This is a genomic window from Micromonospora sp. NPDC049081 (assembly GCF_040648835.1).
Lineage (GTDB): Bacteria > Actinomycetota > Actinomycetes > Mycobacteriales > Micromonosporaceae > Micromonospora > Micromonospora antibiotica.
This window is the reverse complement of sequence record NZ_JBEZEK010000005.1, coordinates 88,866-104,685: the sequence shown is the minus strand read 5'-3', so window position 1 is coordinate 104,685 and position 15,820 is coordinate 88,866. Positions and strand designations below refer to the sequence as shown.

Below are 15,820 nucleotides of genomic sequence, written 5' to 3'. Positions count from 1 at the left end.
CGTGCGGCGACCGGTCAGGGCGTGCGCAGCTCCGGCAGCAGGCGGGTGGCGACGTCCGCCAGCACCGCCTCGTCCCCCGCGTACCAGCTGCTGGCCCGGGGCCAGTGCGTGATCACGTCGGTGAAGCCGAGCGCCGCCGCCCGCGCGACCTGCTCGGCGAAAAAGTCCGCGCTGCTCAGCGAGAAGACCGGTGCCGAGTCCAGGGAGAGGTACCGGGGCAGACTGGCCGGTTCGCGGCCGGCCTCGTCGAGGGTACGGTCCATCCGGGCGCACAGCGTCGCCACCCCGTCCCACCAGGCCGTCAGGTCCTCCTCGCCGGTGCCGGTGGTGACCCAGCCCTGACCGAACCGGGCGACCAACCGCATCGACCGGGGCCCGTTGGCGGCCACCACGAACGGCACCCGGGGTTGCTGCACGCAGCCGGGGTTGTTGCGGGCGTCCACGGCGGAGAACCAGTCACCCCGCCAGGTGGTGCCGTCCTCCCGCAGGATCAGGTCCAGCAGCTCGGTGAACTCGCCGAACCGGTCCACCCGCGGCCGGGGCGGCAGCGTCTCCCCGCCCAGCACCGCCGAGTCGAAGCCGATCCCACCCGCGCCGAGACCCAGCAGCAGCCGCCCGCCGCAGATGTCGTCGAGGGTGGTGACCTGCCGGGCGAACGCCGCCGGATGCCGGAAGTTGGGCGAGGCGACCAGGGCGCCGAGCAGGATCCGTTCGGTCACCGTGGCAGCGGCGGTCAGCGTCGACATCGAGTCGAACCACGGGCCGTCGACCAGATCCCGCCAACCCAGGTGGTCGTACGTCCAGGCGTGGTCGAAGCCCCACGCGTCCACCTGCTGCCAGCGCCGACGCGCCTCCGGCCACCGCTGGTCGGGAAGGATCACGATGCCAATCCGCATGATCACCAGGGTACGTCCCGACGCCGCCCCCGCCGTTCCCGTGCCGGGTGCCCGCGCCCACGTGGGTCAGTCAGGCCGGGTCTGCTCCTCGGTCTCCGACCACGGGGTCGCCTGCAGCGCGATCGGCCGGTAGGCCAGCGCGCGGTCGACGATCTCGGTGGCCGTCAGCTCCGGGGTGGTCGTGAAGATCAGATCGGAGACGTCCGGACAGACGAGGTCGCGTGCGAGTCTGCCCAGCCAGTCGTTCAGCTCGCCGTCGTCGGCATAGTCGAGCCGCATGATCCGCTCGACGAGGGCGACGGCCTCGTCCCGGGTCAGCTTCGCCGGCACGGCGACCTCCTCGGAGCAGGGTCGATGGCACCCCACATGATCCTCGACGGGGAGGTGTCGAGGTTTGCCGCCCTGGCTGTCATCCAGGTCGACCCGGGAGCGCGCGGGTCAGGTGGTCCTGGCGCGTCCTTTCGAGCTGATGTCGTCAACGAATCAGGCGGTGAGTGGGGCGTGACAGGTGTGCAGGAGGGTGTGATGGACGGCAGGCGACCGGCGGGGCGGCAGGCGGGGCGGCGGGCGGCGGGCGGGGCGGCGGGCGGCGGGCGGCGGGCGGCGGGCGGCGGGCGGCGGGCGGCGGGCGGCGGGCGGCGGGCGGCGGGCGGCGGAGTGTGCTGACGTCGACACCGCTTCGGCCGTCGGTGTGAATCGTTCACGTCATCAGGTCTAAAGGACGCGCACGTGTATCCGCTGCCCTCGCCATGCCGATCCAGAGGGCTTCAGGTCGCCGGGTCGCCGCCTGGGCGACGTCACTTCACGGAGGTGTTCTCAACGTGTCAATCACGCCAGAACGGATCGTCGGCCAGCGAAAGGGCTTCCGCGCGTTCGTCCTGCACGTGGATCTCTTGTCGGGACCGGTGGGGACCGGGGTTGTATGTCTCGTCGCAACCGCCAAGTCACCAACGCGGGCGGCACCTGGAGCCGCTACCCCAGCCCAAGGTCATGACTTGTTACCGCGACAACCCCGCTGTCGGCCGCGCCGGTGCTCAGCTGGCTTTCGAGCCAGGTGAGCAGCGTCGTGCTGTACTGCCCGCTGATGCTCCCGCTATCGGCGCGGTGCGCCTTGGTTGGCCACTGAACATCGAAGGCCCTGACTCGGATTCGCATCCTGGTCAGGGCCTTCGTGGTGGAGCGGGTGACGGGAATCGAACCCGCACTGTCAGCTTGGGAAGCTGATGTTCTGCCATTGAACTACACCCGCAAGCGGCACCACTGTACCTGAGGTGACCATGCCCGCGCACCCTGGCACCCCCGCGCGCCGTCGACCACCACCCGTCACGGACCAACTACCAGCTGCTGAAATAAAACGGTCAGATGTTTCACAGAAGCAGCTTAGGGACGTTCTCAAACGTGTCGATCAGTTGTAACGTCACCCCCACGTTCACGACCTCGGCGCGACATACCCCCTGTCGCGCCGCCAGAAAGAGGTGGGCCCATGGGACTACGTCCCAACCTGCTGACCCGGCGTGCCGCCGGTGTCGCATCGACGACCTTCGCGCTGCTGCTGAGCACCGCTGCGGTGGGCGTCGTGCCTGCGGCTTCCGCGTACTCCGCAGCCCCCGATAACGCCCCCTGCGCGGAGCCGGCCGACGTCCACGAGGACGTCCACTCCGACGCGCGCGTTCGCGGCGGCAGCAAGGCCGCGCACAAGCGGCACGACCCGAACCAGCTGACCGCCACGCAGGTCAAGGAGCGGGAGGCGGACTTCGCTGCCGCCCTGCGCAACAGCGCCCTGCGGTCGAAGTCCAGCATCCGCACCGGTTCGAGCGAGGGCACGACGGTGGCGCTGGCCCCGATCACCGTCCCGGTCGTCGTCCACGTGATCCAGCGGGACAGCACCCGGGCCGGGGGCAACATCCCCGACTCGCTGATCAACTCGCAGATCACCGTGCTCAACCAGGCGTACAGCGGTGCGACCGGCGGCGCGGCCACCGGCTTCACCTTCCAGCTCCAGAAGATCAACCGGGTCACCAACGCGTCGTGGTACCCGATCGTGCAGGGTTCCTCGGCCGAGCGGGCGATGAAGACCCAGCTGCGTACCGGCGGCAAGAACACCCTCAACTTCTACCTGGGTGAGCTGAGTGACGACCTGCTCGGCTGGGCGACCTTCCCCAAGCGCACCCTGGACGTGATGGACGGCGTCGTGGTGCTCGGCGAGTCGCTGCCGGGTGGCGCCGCCACCAACTACAACCTGGGTGACACCGGCACCCACGAGGTCGGCCACTGGCTGAACCTCTACCACACCTTCCAGGGTGGTTGCTCGGGCTCGGGCGACGGCGTCTCGGACACCCCGGCCGAGCGTGAGCCGGCCTTCGAGTGCCCGACCGGTCGGGACACCTGCACCGCGTCCGGCAAGGACCCGATCACCAACTTCATGGACTACACCTACGACTCGTGCATGTACCAGTTCACCGCTGGTCAGGCGAGCCGCATGGTGAACGCGTGGACCGCCTACCGCGCGTCGGCCTGACCGACACACCGCAGGCACCGGTGCCGGCTCCGTCCTTCCCGGACGGGGCCGGCACCGTCGTCTTCCGGGTCAGGCGGCGGTACGCCGGGTGTCGAACCCGTGCCGACCACGCCGGGCCGGCCGCTGATCGGGCAGGTCGGCGACACCCGGCCGACCCGCTGTCGGGTCCAGCCAGACCTGCACGGCGGGACGCCCGCCGTCGGGGCGCAACTGGCCGCCGTGGTCACGCCGGGTCAGCATGGCGACGTCCACGCTGAACTCGAAGAGCCGCCAGTCGACCTGGGGAGCGGCCCGACCGATCGCAGCCACCAGCGCCACCCGGGCCGGATCGGCCACCGGCTCGGCCCGACCGGCGAGATACGCCTCGTCGTCGCTCTCCTCCGACGGGAACGAGTGGAGCGCGTAGCGGCCGTCACGTTCGAGGTCGCGTCGCTTGGGTGAGTCGACGACGAAGCAGAAGAGCCCGCCGTCGGTGACCAGCGGGCAGACCGGGTGCACCCGGGGACCACCGTCGGCGCGGACGGTGGCCAGGTAGCCGAAACCCGGCCCGTACTGCTGGAGGAGAAGGCGGATCCCGTCGGCGAGTCGGGGCTCGTCGGCGGCGAATGCGGACCAGGATGCCATGCCGTCATCCTATCGAACAGGCGTTCGAAAATCAGTCCGACACGCAGGTGGAAGGGCCCGGCATCCGCCCCGCAGCCACCGCCGAGGACGACCGCGGGCGGCCCGGTGGGTCGGGGCGGCCGACGCGCCGACGAGGCCGGCGGGACGGCCCGGTGGGCAGGGCGGACTGGCGTGCTCGATAGGGTGGCCCGATGCTGCTCTCCGACCGGGACCTGGTCTCCGAGATCAAGGCCGGCACGCTGGCGCTGGAGCCGTTCGAGCCGAGTCTGGTGCAGCCGTCCAGCATCGACGTGCGCCTCGACAAGCTGTTCCGGGTCTTCAACAACCACCTCTACACCCACATCGACCCGGCCGTGCAGCAGGACGATCTGACGTCGATGGTCGAGGTGCCGGCGGGCGAACCGTTCGTGCTGCACCCGGGCGAGTTCGTGCTCGCCTCCACGCTCGAGGTCATCTCGCTCGGCGACCAGCTCGCCGGCCGGTTGGAGGGCAAGTCGAGCCTGGGCCGGCTGGGCCTGCTCACCCACTCGACCGCCGGCTTCATCGATCCGGGCTTCTCCGGCCACGTCACGCTGGAGCTGTCGAACGTGGCGAACCTGCCGATCACCCTGTGGCCGGGCATGAAGATCGGCCAGCTCTGCATCTTCCGGCTCTCCTCGCCGGCCGAGCACCCCTACGGCTCGGAGGTGTACGGGTCGCGTTACCAGGGCCAGCGCGGGCCGACGCAGAGCCGCTCCTGGCAGAACTGGCGCATCTGGCCCACCCGCTGACCGACACCCCACCGGGCCGGGCCGCAACCCACCGGCGCGGGCCGCACCCCGAGGACGCGGGCCGCAACCCACGGACGCGGGCCGCACCCCACCGGCGCAGCCGCACCCGAGGATGCGGACCACACCTCGGCGGCACCGGCCACAACCCACCAGCCCGGCCGCACCCCAAGGGCGTGGACCACAGCCTGGCGGTGCGGGCCGCATCCCGGGGGACGGGCCACCGCTGGAGCACGGTCGTACCGGAGTGCGGCACACCGCGTCCGGGCCCCCCGGATCCGGGGGGCCCGGACGCGTGGCTCAGCCGGGTCGGCCGTAGCTGTTGACCGGCCCGTCGTCGACCCGCTTCATCGTGATCGGCTTGCCGGCCTGGGAGGCGTGTACGACCCAGCCGTCCCCGACGTACATCCCGACGTGGTGCAGGTCGGCGTAGTAGAAGACCAGGTCGCCGGGGCGCAGGTCGGCCCGGCTGACCCGGTCGGTGACCTGGCGCTGCTGCCGGGCGTTGTGCGGCAGCGACACCCCGGCCTTCGCCCAGGCGGCCATGGTCAGCCCGGAGCAGTCGTAGTTGTTGGGGCCGGCCGCGCCCCACACGTACAGCTTGCCGATCTGGGCGCAGGCGAACTTGACGGCCGTGCCGGACGGGCCGCCGGGGTAGCCGGCCGGGCAGGGTGCCGGGCGCAGTGATCCCCCGCCGCCGTTGCCGTAGACCTTCAGCCGCAGCTTCTGCAACTTGTCGATCTCGGTGTTGATCTGCTTCTTCTTCGCCGCCAACTGGGCCTCGGTACGGGTCAGCTGGGCGACCATCTCGTCCAACGGCGCCTTGGTCGCGGCGAGTTCGTCGCGCAGTGCCGCGACGGTCCGCACCTCGCGCTGCTGGCGGCTGGCGAACCGGTCCAGCAACCCCAGCTGCTCGACCACCTGGCTGGGGCTGTGGCTGCCGAGCAGCGCATTGACGGTGGACATGTTCTCGCCCTTGTACGCCTGGACGGCGAGGCCGCTGACCTGGTTCATCGCCTGGTCCACCCGCCGTTGCAGCGGGGCGATCCGCTTGCCCAGTTCGTCGGCCTGCCGGCGCTTGGCGGCCAGGTCGGTGCGGGTGGCGTTGTGCTGCTCGATGATCGGTTCGAGCTTGTTCCAGTCCTGGTCGATCTGTCGTTCGATCTCGGCGACCGAGGGGTCGGCGTGGGCTGCCGTGGCGCCACCGGTCAGGGCGACCGCGACGGCGGCCAGGGTGGCGAGGGTGGTGGTGAAGCGGGACCAACGTGGGCGCGGCACCGTCGTCTCGCGGGCGACCTGGGTCGACCGGCGTGACGGTGGGCGCGGGGCATCGTGTGCCACCGGGCTCCGGGCTCCTTCTTCCTCGACCGCCTACCGGGTTAGCTGACGGGTTCGGGCGGGAAGGGAGCGCCCTACCGCAGTGGTTGCGGATTCACCCCGGCGTACCTGGGTCCCCGGCTCGCCCGGAGGCGACTCGGCGGTGCCGGCCGACGCCACCCCGGGTGGGGCGGACCTGGTGCCGACCGACGATTGACCAGAGTAGAGATGGTCGTTATCGATCCGCAACCCGCCGGGCCGGCACAGTCCGTGACCGGAAGACGGGCCAACCCCCGGCCCAGCGGGCCGGGGGTTGGCGTCTGCGCTGGTCAGGGTCGGCGGAAGCCGGCCACCGGCATGTAGTTGATGCTGGTCACCTGGACCGGCTTACCGGTCCGGGGTGCGTGCACCATCATGTCGTTGCCCAGATAGAGGCCGACGTGGTGCAGGTCGCTGAAGAAGAACACCAGGTCGCCGGGGCGGGCCTCGGAGCGTGGGATGGCCTTGCCCTCGTTCCACTGGGCACCGGTGAAGTGGGTCAGCGAGATGCCGGCCGCCTTGTAGGCGAACTGGGTGAGCCCGGAGCAGTCGAACGAGTTCGGCCCGGTGGCGCCCCAGACGTACGGGTCACCGACCTGCGCGCAGGCGGTGGCGATCGCGGTCCGGGCGGCGGAGCTGAGCACCCCGTTGATCGTGGGGCAGCCGTTCACCTTGACGGTGGTCTTCGGCATGGCCGCCTGGAGCCGCTTGATCTCGGCGTTGATCTTGGTCTTCTTGGCCGCGAGGTCCTTCTCCTGCTGCACCTCGGCGGCGATCAGGGTGTCGAGCTTCTGCTTCTCGGCGTCGTACTTGCGACGCACCACGAGCACCGCCTCGACCTCCCGCCGCTGCTCGGCGGCGAGTCGGTCCAGAATGGTCAGCTGCGCGGCGAGGGTGCCCGGCCGACTGGTGGTGAGCAGCGCGCTCAACTCCTGCGACGGCCCGGACTTGTAGTAGCGGGAGGCGAGGTCACCCACCCGGCCGAGGGCCAGTTCGCTCTGCAGGGCCAACGGCTCGATCTTCTTCTGCAGGTCGGCCGACTTCTTGCGGTTGACCTTCAGCTGCGCCCGGACCTTGTTGTAGTTCTCGATGGTGGGTTCGAGCTGCTCCCACTGCTTGTCGAGAGCCGCCTCGATCTCCTCGGGCGACGGCGCGGCGTGGGCCGGCACAGCGAGCATCCCGGCACCGACGGCGACCGCCGCGACCACGGTGAGCAGGCGGCGGGCGACCCGCCGAAGGACTGCCGGCCGGGCGGGCGGCTGGCCCTGGACGTGACGTTGAGGGGGCATGGTTGCCACCGGCGTCGACTCCTTTGCAACCGACCGCCGGGCGCCTCGCTAAGGGGAAGAAGGAGGCAGACGACCCACAGCGGCCGGTGCAACATTAGGGGGAGTCCCGGTGGGGAATCAAGGCGGGTGGGCCCTCCATCACATCAGTGCAATCGCTTGCACACAAAGGGTGTTCGCTCAATTTCCAACGATTGCTGTCAATACATCGTCGAGCGTGACCACACCCAGGGGGCGGCGACCGTCGCTCACCAGCACCATGTGCCGCCGCTCGCGTCGCATCGCCAGCAGCAGATCGGCCAGCGTACGGTCCGGTGGCACCACGGCCAGCGGTCGGTAGACCTCGGCCGGCACCGGCGCCCGACGGGACGCCCCGGCGTACCCCAGGACGTCCTTGACGTGCACGAAGCCCAGCACCCGGCGGGTGGAACGCTGCACCACCGGGAAGCGGGACCGGCCGGTGGTGGTCGCCAGCACCTCCAGAGAGGCCGGTGAGACGTCCTCGGCCACCGTGGTCACCGTGGACCACGGCTGCAGGGCGTCCGCCGCCGTCCGGGCGTGCAACGCCAACGCGCCGGTGATCCGGGCGTGCTCCTCGGCGTCGAGCAGCCCCTCGGTACGGGCCTGGGCCACCAACCCGGCCAGCTCCTCGGCGGTGAAGACCGTCTTGACCGCGTCCGCGGCCTCCACCGCCCACAGTCGCAGTACCTGCCGGGACGCCCATTTCATCGCCACCAGCAACGGCTTGGTGGCCAGGCAGAACGCCAACATCGCCGGCCCCAGCCAGAGCGCCGACGGCTCCGGCCCGGCCAGGGTGATGTTCTTCGGCACCATCTCCCCGACCACCGTGTGCAGGAAGACCACCACACCCAGGGCGATCAGGAAGGAGACCGGGTGCACCGCGCCCGCCGGCAGCAGCACCGCGTGGAACACCGGCTCCAGCAGGTGGGCCAGGGCCGGCTCGGCGATCGCGCCCAACCCGAGCGAGCAGACGGTGATGCCGAGCTGCGCCCCGGCGATCATCAGCGGGATCTGGTTCATCGCCGACAACGCCCACCGGGCCCGCTTCGAGGTCACGGCCAACGGCTCCACCACCGTGTGCCGGGACGCGATCAACGCGAACTCGCTGCCCACGAAGAACGCGTTGCCGAGCAGCAGCAGCACCGCGACCAGCAGCTCAGTCATCGACGTGCGGCTCCTCGGGGCGGACCACCCGGACCTGTTCGATGCGGTGCCGCTCCACCTCGACGACGGTGAACTCGTAACCGTCCGCCCCGGTCGTCTCGCCGGGCATCGGAATGTGCCCCAACCGGGCCATCAGGAACCCCGCCAGCGTCTCGTACGGGCCCTCGGGGAGCCGGAACCCGGTCTGCTCGTACAGTTCGTCCTCCCGCAGCACCCCGTCGACCAGGACGGTCCGTTCCCCACCCGGCACGGTCAGCCCGGTGTCGTGGGCGTCGTCCACCGTGGCCGGGTCGAACTCGTCGGCGATCTCCCCGACCAGCTCCTCGACCAGGTCCTCGACGGTCACCACCCCGTCGGTGCCGCCGTACTCGTCGACCACGATCGCCAGGTCGGCCCCGGCGGCCTTCAACGCCGCCAGCACGCCGTCGAGGTCGAGGCTCTCCGGCACGTACACCGGCTCGCGGGCGACCGAGGCGACGGTGGTGCCGGCCCGCGCGGCCAGCGGCACCCCGAGCGCGTCCGGTACGGCCGCGACCCCGGTGACCAGGTCGAGGGTCTCCTCGTAGACCGGGAACCGGGTCCGACCGGTCCGGCGGGACAGGTCGAGCAGCTCGGCGACGGTGGCGGTGGCCCGCAGCGCGATCACGTCCACCCGGGGGGTCATCGCCTCGGCGGCCCGCTTGTCGCCGAAGCGGATGGTGCGCCGCAGCAGCATGGCGGTGTCCGGTGGCAGCGCCCCGGCGCGGGCCGAGATGGCCGCGAGCAGGCCCAGTTCCTCCGGGGAGCGGGCGCTGGCCAACTCTTCCTGCGGCTCCACCCCGAGCTGGCGGACCAGCCGGTTGGCCGAGTTGTTCAGCCCTCTGATCAGCCAGCCGAAGGCCCGCGAGAAGGCCCGCATCGGCCCGGCGGTGGCCAGCGCCGCCGGCATCGGCCGGGCCAGCGCCAGGTTCTTCGGCACCAGCTCGCCGAAGAGCATCGAGAGGAGGGTGGCCAACGCCAGGGCGAGCAGCGGACCGAACCGGTCCGCACCGCCCAGCGGGGCCAGCAGCGGGTCGAACAGCCGGGCGAGGGCCGGTTCGGCCAGGTAGCCGGTGAGCAGCGCGGTGAGGGTGATGCCGAGCTGCGCCCCGGAGAGCTGGAAGGAGAGTTCGCGCAGCGCCCGGCGGACGGTGGCGGCGGTGGTGTCGCCGGCCTCGGCCCGCCGGTCGATCTCCGCCCGATCCACGGTGACCAGGGCGAACTCGGCCGCGACGAAGAACGCGTTGCCGGCGGTCAGCAGCACGAAGCCGACCAGGGGCAACAGCGTACCGAGCAGCAGAGAGTCGATGGGCGTGATTGTTTCACGACCGCGTCCCGCAGTCACCGGGGCGTGGCTCACCGTCACCGGCGTCGTCGGGTCGGCCCAGCGGCGGGACTCGCGCCACCGGGTTAGCGTGGACGGCATGGCACCACTCACCCTCGCCGACGAACTGGTCCTGCTCGCCTACGACGACACCGGGGTGAACCGGCTCGGCCGGCCGCACCTCGACTACGGGCTGTCCGGGGCGGTCCTGCTCGAACTGGCCCTCGCCGCCCGGGTCGAGGTGGCCGACGACCGGCTGGTGGTGACCGACCCGACTCCGGTCGGCCGGCCGGTGCTCGACGACGCCCTCGCCCGGGTGGCCGCCGACGGCAAGCGTCGCCGACCCAAGGACTGGATCAGCCGGCTGGCCAAGGGGCTGCCCGACCGGGTGCTGTCGGGTCTGGTCGACTCGGGGGTGCTGCGCCGGGATTCCGACCGGGTGCTGCTGGTCTTTCCGCGTACCCGCTATCCGTCGCCGACCGGCGCGGAGCCGGCGGCGGAGACGGCGGCCCGGCAGCGGATGCTCGACGCGCTGCTCGCCGACGGCCCGGTGGAGGCCCGGACGGCCGCGCTGCTCGGCCTGACCCGCGCGGTGGGGCTGGACCGCAAGCTCTTCCGGGAGCTGCCCAAGGAGCGGCTCAAGGCCCGCACCACGGAGATCGCCGACGGGGACTGGGCGTCCGCGGCTACGAAGAAGGCGATCGAGGAGACCCAGGCCGCGATCATGATGGCGACCACGGTGACCACCACGGCCGCGATCATCACCACGACGACGTCCTGACCAGCACGACGTCCTGACGACCGCTGCGGCGGCGGCACCGGTGGGTGCCGCCGCCGTCGTGCGTCCGCCCCGGCGGGGGTACGACCTCAGCCGGCGGTCGGCGCGGTCTCCTTCTCGCCCGGCGCGGTGTCCGGCTTGACCGAGCGCAGCAGCACGCTGGCCACGTCGACCACCTCGACCTGCTCGCCGGCGCCCTTGCCGTTCACCCCGTCGTTGAGCATCGTCGAGCAGAACGGGCAGCCGACGGCGACCGTGCGCGCCCCGGTGGACATGGCCTCCTCGACCCGGTCCACGTTGATCCGCTTGCCGATCTTCTCCTCCATCCACATCCGGGCGCCGCCGGCGCCGCAGCAGAAGGAGCGCTCGCTGTTGCGGGGCATCTCGATCAGGGTGCCGTCGGCGCTGCCACCGCCGTTGACGGCGCTGCCGAGCACCTCCCGGGGGGCCGCGAAGACCCGGTTGTGCCGGCCCAGGTAGCAGGGGTCGTGGTAGGTGACGCCGCCGTCGACCGGCTGCACCGGGGTGAGCTTGCCGGTGCTGACCAGGTGGGCCAGGAGCTGGGTGTGGTGGACCACCTCGAACTCGCCACCGAGCTGGCCGTACTCGTTGCCGAGGGTGTTGAAGCAGTGCGGGCAGGTGGCGACGATCTTGCGCTTGGTCTTGTCCCGGCCCTCGAACGCCTCGTTGAGGGTCTCGACGTTCTGCTGGGCGAGCATCTGGAAGACGAACTCGTTGCCGATCCGCCGGGCCGGGTCACCGGAGCAGGTCTCGCCCTCGCCGAGGATGGCGAAGGAGACGCCCGCCTCGTTGAGCAGGGTGGCGACCGCCCGGGTGGTCTTCTTGGCCCGGTCCTCGAACGCCCCGGCGCAGCCGACCCAGAACAGGTACTCGAAGTCGTCGACCTCGCCGACCCGGGGCACCGGGAAGCTCAGGCCCTTGGTCCAGTCCTCGCGGGTGTTCTGCGGGGCACCCCACGGGTTGCCCTTGTTCTCCAGGTTGCGCAGCATGACGCCGGCCTCGGACGGGAAGCTCGACTCGATCAGCACCTGGTAGCGCCGCATGTCGACGATGTGGTCGACGTGCTCGATGTCCACCGGGCACTGCTCGACGCAGGCCCCGCAGGTGGTGCAGGACCACAGCACGTCCGGGTCGATCACACCGCCGGCCTCGGCGTCACCGATCAACGGCTTGTCGGCCTCGGCGAGGGTGAGCACGTCGAGGTGGGCGAGCTGCGCCGCGGTGGCCTTCTCCTCACCGGTCAGGTCCTTGCCGCCCCCGGCCAGCAGGTAGGGCGCCTTGGCGTACGCGTGGTCGCGGAGGCTGAGCACGAGCAGCTTGGGCGACAGCGGCTTGCCGGTGTTCCAGGCCGGGCACTGCGACTGGCAGCGCCCGCACTCGGTGCAGGTGCTGAAGTCGAGCAGCCCCTTCCAGGTGAACTGCTCGACCTGGGCGACGCCGAACTGGTCCTTCTCGGGGTCGGCCTCCTCGAAGTCGAGCGGCTTGCCCTGGCTCGTCATCGGCCGCAGCGGGCCGAGCCCGGAGCCGGCCGGCCGGGCCGGCTCGCGCTTGAAGAAGATGTTGAAGAACGCCAGGAAACGGTGCCAGGCGACGCCCATCGTCACGTTCAGCGCGATGACGATCAGCCAGGTCATCGAGATGACGATCTTGATGAGGGCGGCGATGCTCACGCCGGCCGGCCAGGCGGGCAGCAGCGCGCCGACGGCGTGGCTGACCGGGGTGGCCCAGAGCGGGTACTCGAAGTGGTCGGTGGCGACCTTGAAGCCCCGGATCACGAACCCCATGACCAGCACGGCGAGGACGACCGCCTCGACGAAGTAGCCCTGCCACATGGTGGAGCCGGTGAACCGGGAGCGCCCACCCGGCCGGGTCGGCCGGTTGCGGACCCGGATCGCGATCAGCACTCCGATGCCGACCGTGCCGAGCACCGCGATCACCTCGGTGACCAGGCCGTAAACGGCGAGGCCACCGATCAGCGGCAGCCCGCCGGTCGACGAGACGACCTCGAAGTACGCCTCCAGCACGAGCAGTGACAGCACGATGAAGCCGACCATCACGAACCAGTGCGCGGCCCCCACCACGCCCCACCTGAGCATCCGGGTGTGGCCGGCCGTCTCGACCAGCATGGTCTTCGCCCGGGTGCCCTTGTCGGTGAACCGCTCCGGCGCGGGTTGCCCCAGCCGGATGACGGCCACCATCTTCCGCACCGCACGCACCGCGAGCCACACCGCCACCGCGGTGATGGCGGCGGCGAGGACCGTGGTGACGATCTGGACGCTGCCCATCGAGTTGGCCTCCCGGTCTGCTGCCTGGCGAGCGGCGCGGCGGCCGGGACCGGTTCAGGAGGTGCCCGGCCTACCGCCGCCGCACCCCCGACCGGACCGGTCGACGACCTCGCTCCGCTCGGTCATGCGGTGCAGCCTACGCGAAAGTTACCCGACGGTAACGTGAATCTTCTCGCACCAGGCCACGCCGCCCTGCGGACACCATAGGGGGCCCGACGCCGAAGCGCCGGGCTGGGGGCGTACGCGATGACCTGGGTCGTGTCGTGGAGGGCGCCGCAGCGCCGGGCTCAACGCCAGCGGGAGAGCAGCACCAGGGAACCCACCATCGCGCCGAAACCGACCGCGAGGTTCCAGTAACCCCACGAGGCGACCGGATACTCCTGCTCGGAGAGGTAGTAGACCACCAGCCAGCCGATGCCGCCGACGATCAACGCGACAGCGGTCGCCGGCAGCCACACCGGGCTAGGCTTGCGCGTCGCCGCCGTCGTCGTCGGACGGACGTCCGTCGGCGGGGTGTACACCTTCTTCTTACGGACCTGAGACTTGGGCACGACGCTCTCCAGAGGGGTGACGACCTCGTCCGGCCTGACAACCGGGCGCGGGGGCGACGGTCCATGGCCAATAATGTTCGACAGCTAGCGTAGTCCGGAAGGCCGGTTCAGGCCATGAATGGGGTCGATCCGGTGCCCACGGTGACCGGATTCGGTCGGGTCGACGCGCCGTGGACGACCCGATCCGCACCGTGACGGGCGTCACCAGACGACGGGAGAGGAACGGACGGTGGAGTACACATCCGGTGCGGCGTCCTGGCAGAAGGCCATGCGCCGGGCGGTCGCCGCCTTCCTGCCCCGCCGCCCCCGGCAGCGCCGACCGGGCTGGTCGATCGGCGTGCCACTGATCGCCGCCGCCGCCGGACTGCTCTTCACCACCACGGCGACCACGGCAGGCGGCACCGCCCTGCGGGAGGACCGCCGGCCCCAGCTCACCCAGCTGATCGAGGACCGCCGGGAGCAGGTGGCCGCCAGCGAGCTGCGCGCCGCCCGGCTGCGCGCCGACGTGGAGGGCGAGACCGAGACGCTGGCCGACACCGACGCACCGATCAAGGAGCAGCGGGACCGCGCCCAGGGCCTCCAACAGGCGGCCGGCTTCACCGCGCTCACCGGCTCCGGGGTGACGGTCGAGTTGAACGACGCCCCCCGCCGCAACGACGGCACCCTGCCCAAGGGCGCCACCAACGACGACCTCGTCGTCCACCAGGGTGACGTGCAGGCCGTGGTCAACGCGCTCTGGGCCGGAGGCGCGGAGGCCATGTCCATCATGAACGTCCGCGTGCTCTCCACCAGCGCGGTACGCTGCGTCGGTAACACCCTGCTGCTGCACGGCCGGGTGTACTCGCCACCATTCAAGATCGTAGCAATCGGCGATCCCGCTGCCCTCCAGCAGGCCCTCGCCGGCTCGCAGGGAGTCGGGTTGTTCAAGCAGGCGGTCGACCACTACCAGCTCGGCTACTCCGAGCACGTCGGCTCCGTCACCGTGCCCGCGTTCGAGGACTCCACGGCGCTGCGATCGGCGACGGTGCCGCGATGACCCGGCAGGGCGGGGGCCCGCACGGCGGCGACCAGCACGACGAGCCGACCGCGTTCCTCCCCAGGGTCGACCGGTCCACGCCGCCCGCCGCCACCCGCACCGAGCCGGCCCGCCCGGAACCCACCGGCCCCTGGCCCGCCCCCGTGCTCCCGGCACGCCAACCGCCACCCGCCTGGCCGGGCGCCCCCGCCCCCGGCACGGGCCACGGTCGGGGCGTACCCGGGAACGGGCCGGTGGAGCACGGCCGGCCGGGACCGGACCACCCGGCGGACCCGGCGGCCACGGCGCTGCTGCCGGTGGTGCCGGCCCGACCGAACAACCCGGCGCTGGACTCCACCGCCCTGATGGGTGCGGTGCCGCCCGCCCCCGAACACCCCGGCTCCGGCGAGCCCGCCCCGCCACCACCCCCGCCCCGGCGGGGTGAGCGGGTCGTGCAGCTGCGCCCGGAACAGACCGGGGAGGGCTACAAGAGCGTCTACTCGGAGCTGACCCGGCCCAGCTTCGGCTCACGGCTGCGCACCGGGGTACGGGTCAGCGGCGAAGTACTGATCACCTTCGGACTGGTGGTGCTCCTGTTCGCCGGGTACGAGATCTGGGGCAAGTCCGCCCTCGTCGACGCCCACCAGAGCAAACTCAACAAGCAACTGGAACAGGCGTGGGGCCCGACCGGCGACCCGACGGTCAGCCCGAGCACCCCGGCCAAGCAGGTCGCCCCCGCCGAGGGCAAGCCCATCGCCGGGCTCTACATCCCCAGCCTCGACAAGAACTGGGTGGTCGTCGAGGGCGTCACCCAGGAGGACATCCGGTACGCCCCCGGCCACTACCCGAAGAGCGCGCTCCCCGGCGAGGTGGGCAACTTCTCCGTGGCCGGGCACCGCAACCGGGCCACCTTCTGGCGGCTGGACGAGCTGAAGACCGGAGACGCGATCCTGCTGGAGGGCAAGCAGGACTGGTACGTCTACAAGGTCTACCAGACCCGGATCGTCCGCCCCGACCAGGTCGAGGTGGTCGCTCCGGTGCCGGGCGAGCCGAACGCGAAGGCCACCCGCAAACTGCTCACCCTGACCACCTGCAACCCCAAGTTCGACAACTACCAGCGGCTGATCGTCCACGCCGAGCTCGACCGCGCGCAGCCCAAGTCCGCGGGCCCACCGCCGGAACTGCGAGGCTGACCA

At 71.4% G+C, this 15,820-nt stretch carries 13 protein-coding genes, 1 tRNA gene, 1 pseudogene and 1 riboswitch; of the genes and pseudogenes, 5 read left to right on the top strand and 10 right to left on the bottom strand.

What is annotated here, in order from left to right:
• Window positions 1–14: 14 nt before the first annotated feature.
• The 3 genes from AB0B63_RS10530 to AB0B63_RS10520 form a co-directional block, all read right to left on the bottom strand.
• Window positions 15–902, bottom strand: a complete 888-nt coding sequence (locus AB0B63_RS10530) for an LLM class flavin-dependent oxidoreductase (RefSeq protein WP_357016719.1) — start codon at window positions 900–902, stop codon at window positions 15–17.
• Between the two features lie 60 nt (window positions 903–962).
• Entirely contained in the window at window positions 963–1,226 is a 264-nt protein-coding gene (locus tag AB0B63_RS10525) for an e9imm peptide (RefSeq protein ID WP_357016716.1), read from the bottom strand.
• An 845-nt stretch (window positions 1,227–2,071) separates the two neighbouring features.
• Window positions 2,072–2,145, bottom strand: a tRNA-Gly gene (locus tag AB0B63_RS10520).
• Window positions 2,146–2,379: 234 nt separating this feature from the next.
• Here AB0B63_RS10520 and AB0B63_RS10515 point away from each other — a divergent pair.
• Window positions 2,380–3,414: a zinc metalloprotease gene (locus AB0B63_RS10515; protein WP_357016713.1), complete on the top strand. Its 1,035-nt coding sequence runs from the start codon at window positions 2,380–2,382 to the stop codon at window positions 3,412–3,414.
• Window positions 3,415–3,483: 69 nt separating this feature from the next.
• Here the strand turns inward: AB0B63_RS10515 and AB0B63_RS10510 are convergent, their stop codons facing one another.
• Window positions 3,484–4,038 carry a pyridoxamine 5'-phosphate oxidase family protein gene (locus tag AB0B63_RS10510; RefSeq protein ID WP_357016710.1) on the bottom strand — a complete coding sequence of 185 codons (555 nt, stop codon included), beginning with the start codon at window positions 4,036–4,038 and terminating at the stop codon, window positions 3,484–3,486.
• A gap of 191 nt (window positions 4,039–4,229) precedes the next feature.
• On the opposite strand from AB0B63_RS10510, the gene dcd reads away from it, so the two are divergent.
• Entirely contained in the window at window positions 4,230–4,808 is a 579-nt protein-coding gene (gene dcd, locus AB0B63_RS10505; RefSeq protein ID WP_208565243.1) for a dCTP deaminase, read from the top strand.
• A 297-nt stretch (window positions 4,809–5,105) separates the two neighbouring features.
• On the opposite strand, the gene AB0B63_RS10500 is transcribed toward dcd, so the two are convergent.
• The 4 genes from AB0B63_RS10500 to AB0B63_RS10485 form a co-directional block, all read right to left on the bottom strand.
• On the bottom strand, window positions 5,106–6,146 hold the full coding sequence (locus AB0B63_RS10500) for an NlpC/P60 family protein (protein ID WP_357016706.1): 1,041 nt from the start codon (window positions 6,144–6,146) through the stop codon (window positions 5,106–5,108).
• Window positions 6,147–6,158: 12 nt separating this feature from the next.
• Window positions 6,159–6,295, bottom strand: a riboswitch (cyclic di-AMP (ydaO/yuaA leader).
• A 156-nt stretch (window positions 6,296–6,451) separates the two neighbouring features.
• On the bottom strand, window positions 6,452–7,450 hold the full coding sequence (locus AB0B63_RS10495; RefSeq protein WP_357017102.1) for an NlpC/P60 family protein: 999 nt from the start codon (window positions 7,448–7,450) through the stop codon (window positions 6,452–6,454).
• 177 nt (window positions 7,451–7,627) lie between these two features.
• Complete coding sequence (locus AB0B63_RS10490) at window positions 7,628–8,632, bottom strand: hemolysin family protein (RefSeq protein WP_208565240.1); 1,005 nt, start codon at window positions 8,630–8,632, stop codon at window positions 7,628–7,630.
• A complete protein-coding gene (locus AB0B63_RS10485; RefSeq protein ID WP_357017099.1) occupies window positions 8,625–9,932 on the bottom strand; it encodes a hemolysin family protein in 1,308 nt (435 codons plus the stop codon). Before AB0B63_RS10485 ends, AB0B63_RS10490 begins: the two co-directional genes overlap by 8 nt.
• A 142-nt stretch (window positions 9,933–10,074) precedes the next feature.
• Here AB0B63_RS10485 and AB0B63_RS10480 point away from each other — a divergent pair, with 142 nt between their 5' ends.
• Window positions 10,075–10,755 carry a GPP34 family phosphoprotein gene (locus AB0B63_RS10480; RefSeq protein WP_244251548.1) on the top strand — a complete coding sequence of 227 codons (681 nt, stop codon included), beginning with the start codon at window positions 10,075–10,077 and terminating at the stop codon, window positions 10,753–10,755.
• Window positions 10,756–10,841: 86 nt separating this feature from the next.
• Here AB0B63_RS10480 and AB0B63_RS10475 read toward each other — a convergent pair whose 3' ends face one another.
• Both AB0B63_RS10475 and AB0B63_RS10470 read right to left on the bottom strand, forming a co-directional pair.
• Window positions 10,842–13,058 carry a (Fe-S)-binding protein gene (locus AB0B63_RS10475; protein WP_357016703.1) on the bottom strand — a complete coding sequence of 739 codons (2,217 nt, stop codon included), beginning with the start codon at window positions 13,056–13,058 and terminating at the stop codon, window positions 10,842–10,844.
• A gap of 287 nt (window positions 13,059–13,345) precedes the next feature.
• Complete coding sequence (locus AB0B63_RS10470; RefSeq protein WP_204958429.1) at window positions 13,346–13,609, bottom strand: cell division protein CrgA; 264 nt, start codon at window positions 13,607–13,609, stop codon at window positions 13,346–13,348.
• A gap of 229 nt (window positions 13,610–13,838) precedes the next feature.
• Here AB0B63_RS10470 and AB0B63_RS10465 point away from each other — a divergent pair, with 229 nt between their 5' ends.
• Both AB0B63_RS10465 and AB0B63_RS10460 read left to right on the top strand, forming a co-directional pair.
• Window positions 13,839–14,645, top strand: a complete 807-nt coding sequence (locus AB0B63_RS10465; protein WP_208565235.1) for a DUF881 domain-containing protein — start codon at window positions 13,839–13,841, stop codon at window positions 14,643–14,645.
• A gap of 263 nt (window positions 14,646–14,908) precedes the next feature.
• A pseudogene (locus tag AB0B63_RS10460) lies at window positions 14,909–15,817 on the top strand (class E sortase); the annotation flags it as partial.
• Between the last annotated feature and the right edge of the window lie 3 nt (window positions 15,818–15,820).

Coding starts and splice junctions, on each gene's coding strand:
- AB0B63_RS10515 (WP_357016713.1), top strand. CDS start 2,380: ATGGGACTACGTCCCAACCTGCTGACCCGGCGTGCCGCCGGTGTCGCA.
- AB0B63_RS10510 (WP_357016710.1), bottom strand. CDS start 4,038: ATGGCATCCTGGTCCGCATTCGCCGCCGACGAGCCCCGACTCGCCGAC.
- dcd (WP_208565243.1), top strand. CDS start 4,230: ATGCTGCTCTCCGACCGGGACCTGGTCTCCGAGATCAAGGCCGGCACG.
- AB0B63_RS10495 (WP_357017102.1), bottom strand. CDS start 7,450: ATGCCCCCTCAACGTCACGTCCAGGGCCAGCCGCCCGCCCGGCCGGCA.
- AB0B63_RS10490 (WP_208565240.1), bottom strand. CDS start 8,632: ATGACTGAGCTGCTGGTCGCGGTGCTGCTGCTGCTCGGCAACGCGTTC.
- AB0B63_RS10480 (WP_244251548.1), top strand. CDS start 10,075: ATGGCACCACTCACCCTCGCCGACGAACTGGTCCTGCTCGCCTACGAC.
- AB0B63_RS10475 (WP_357016703.1), bottom strand. CDS start 13,058: ATGGGCAGCGTCCAGATCGTCACCACGGTCCTCGCCGCCGCCATCACC.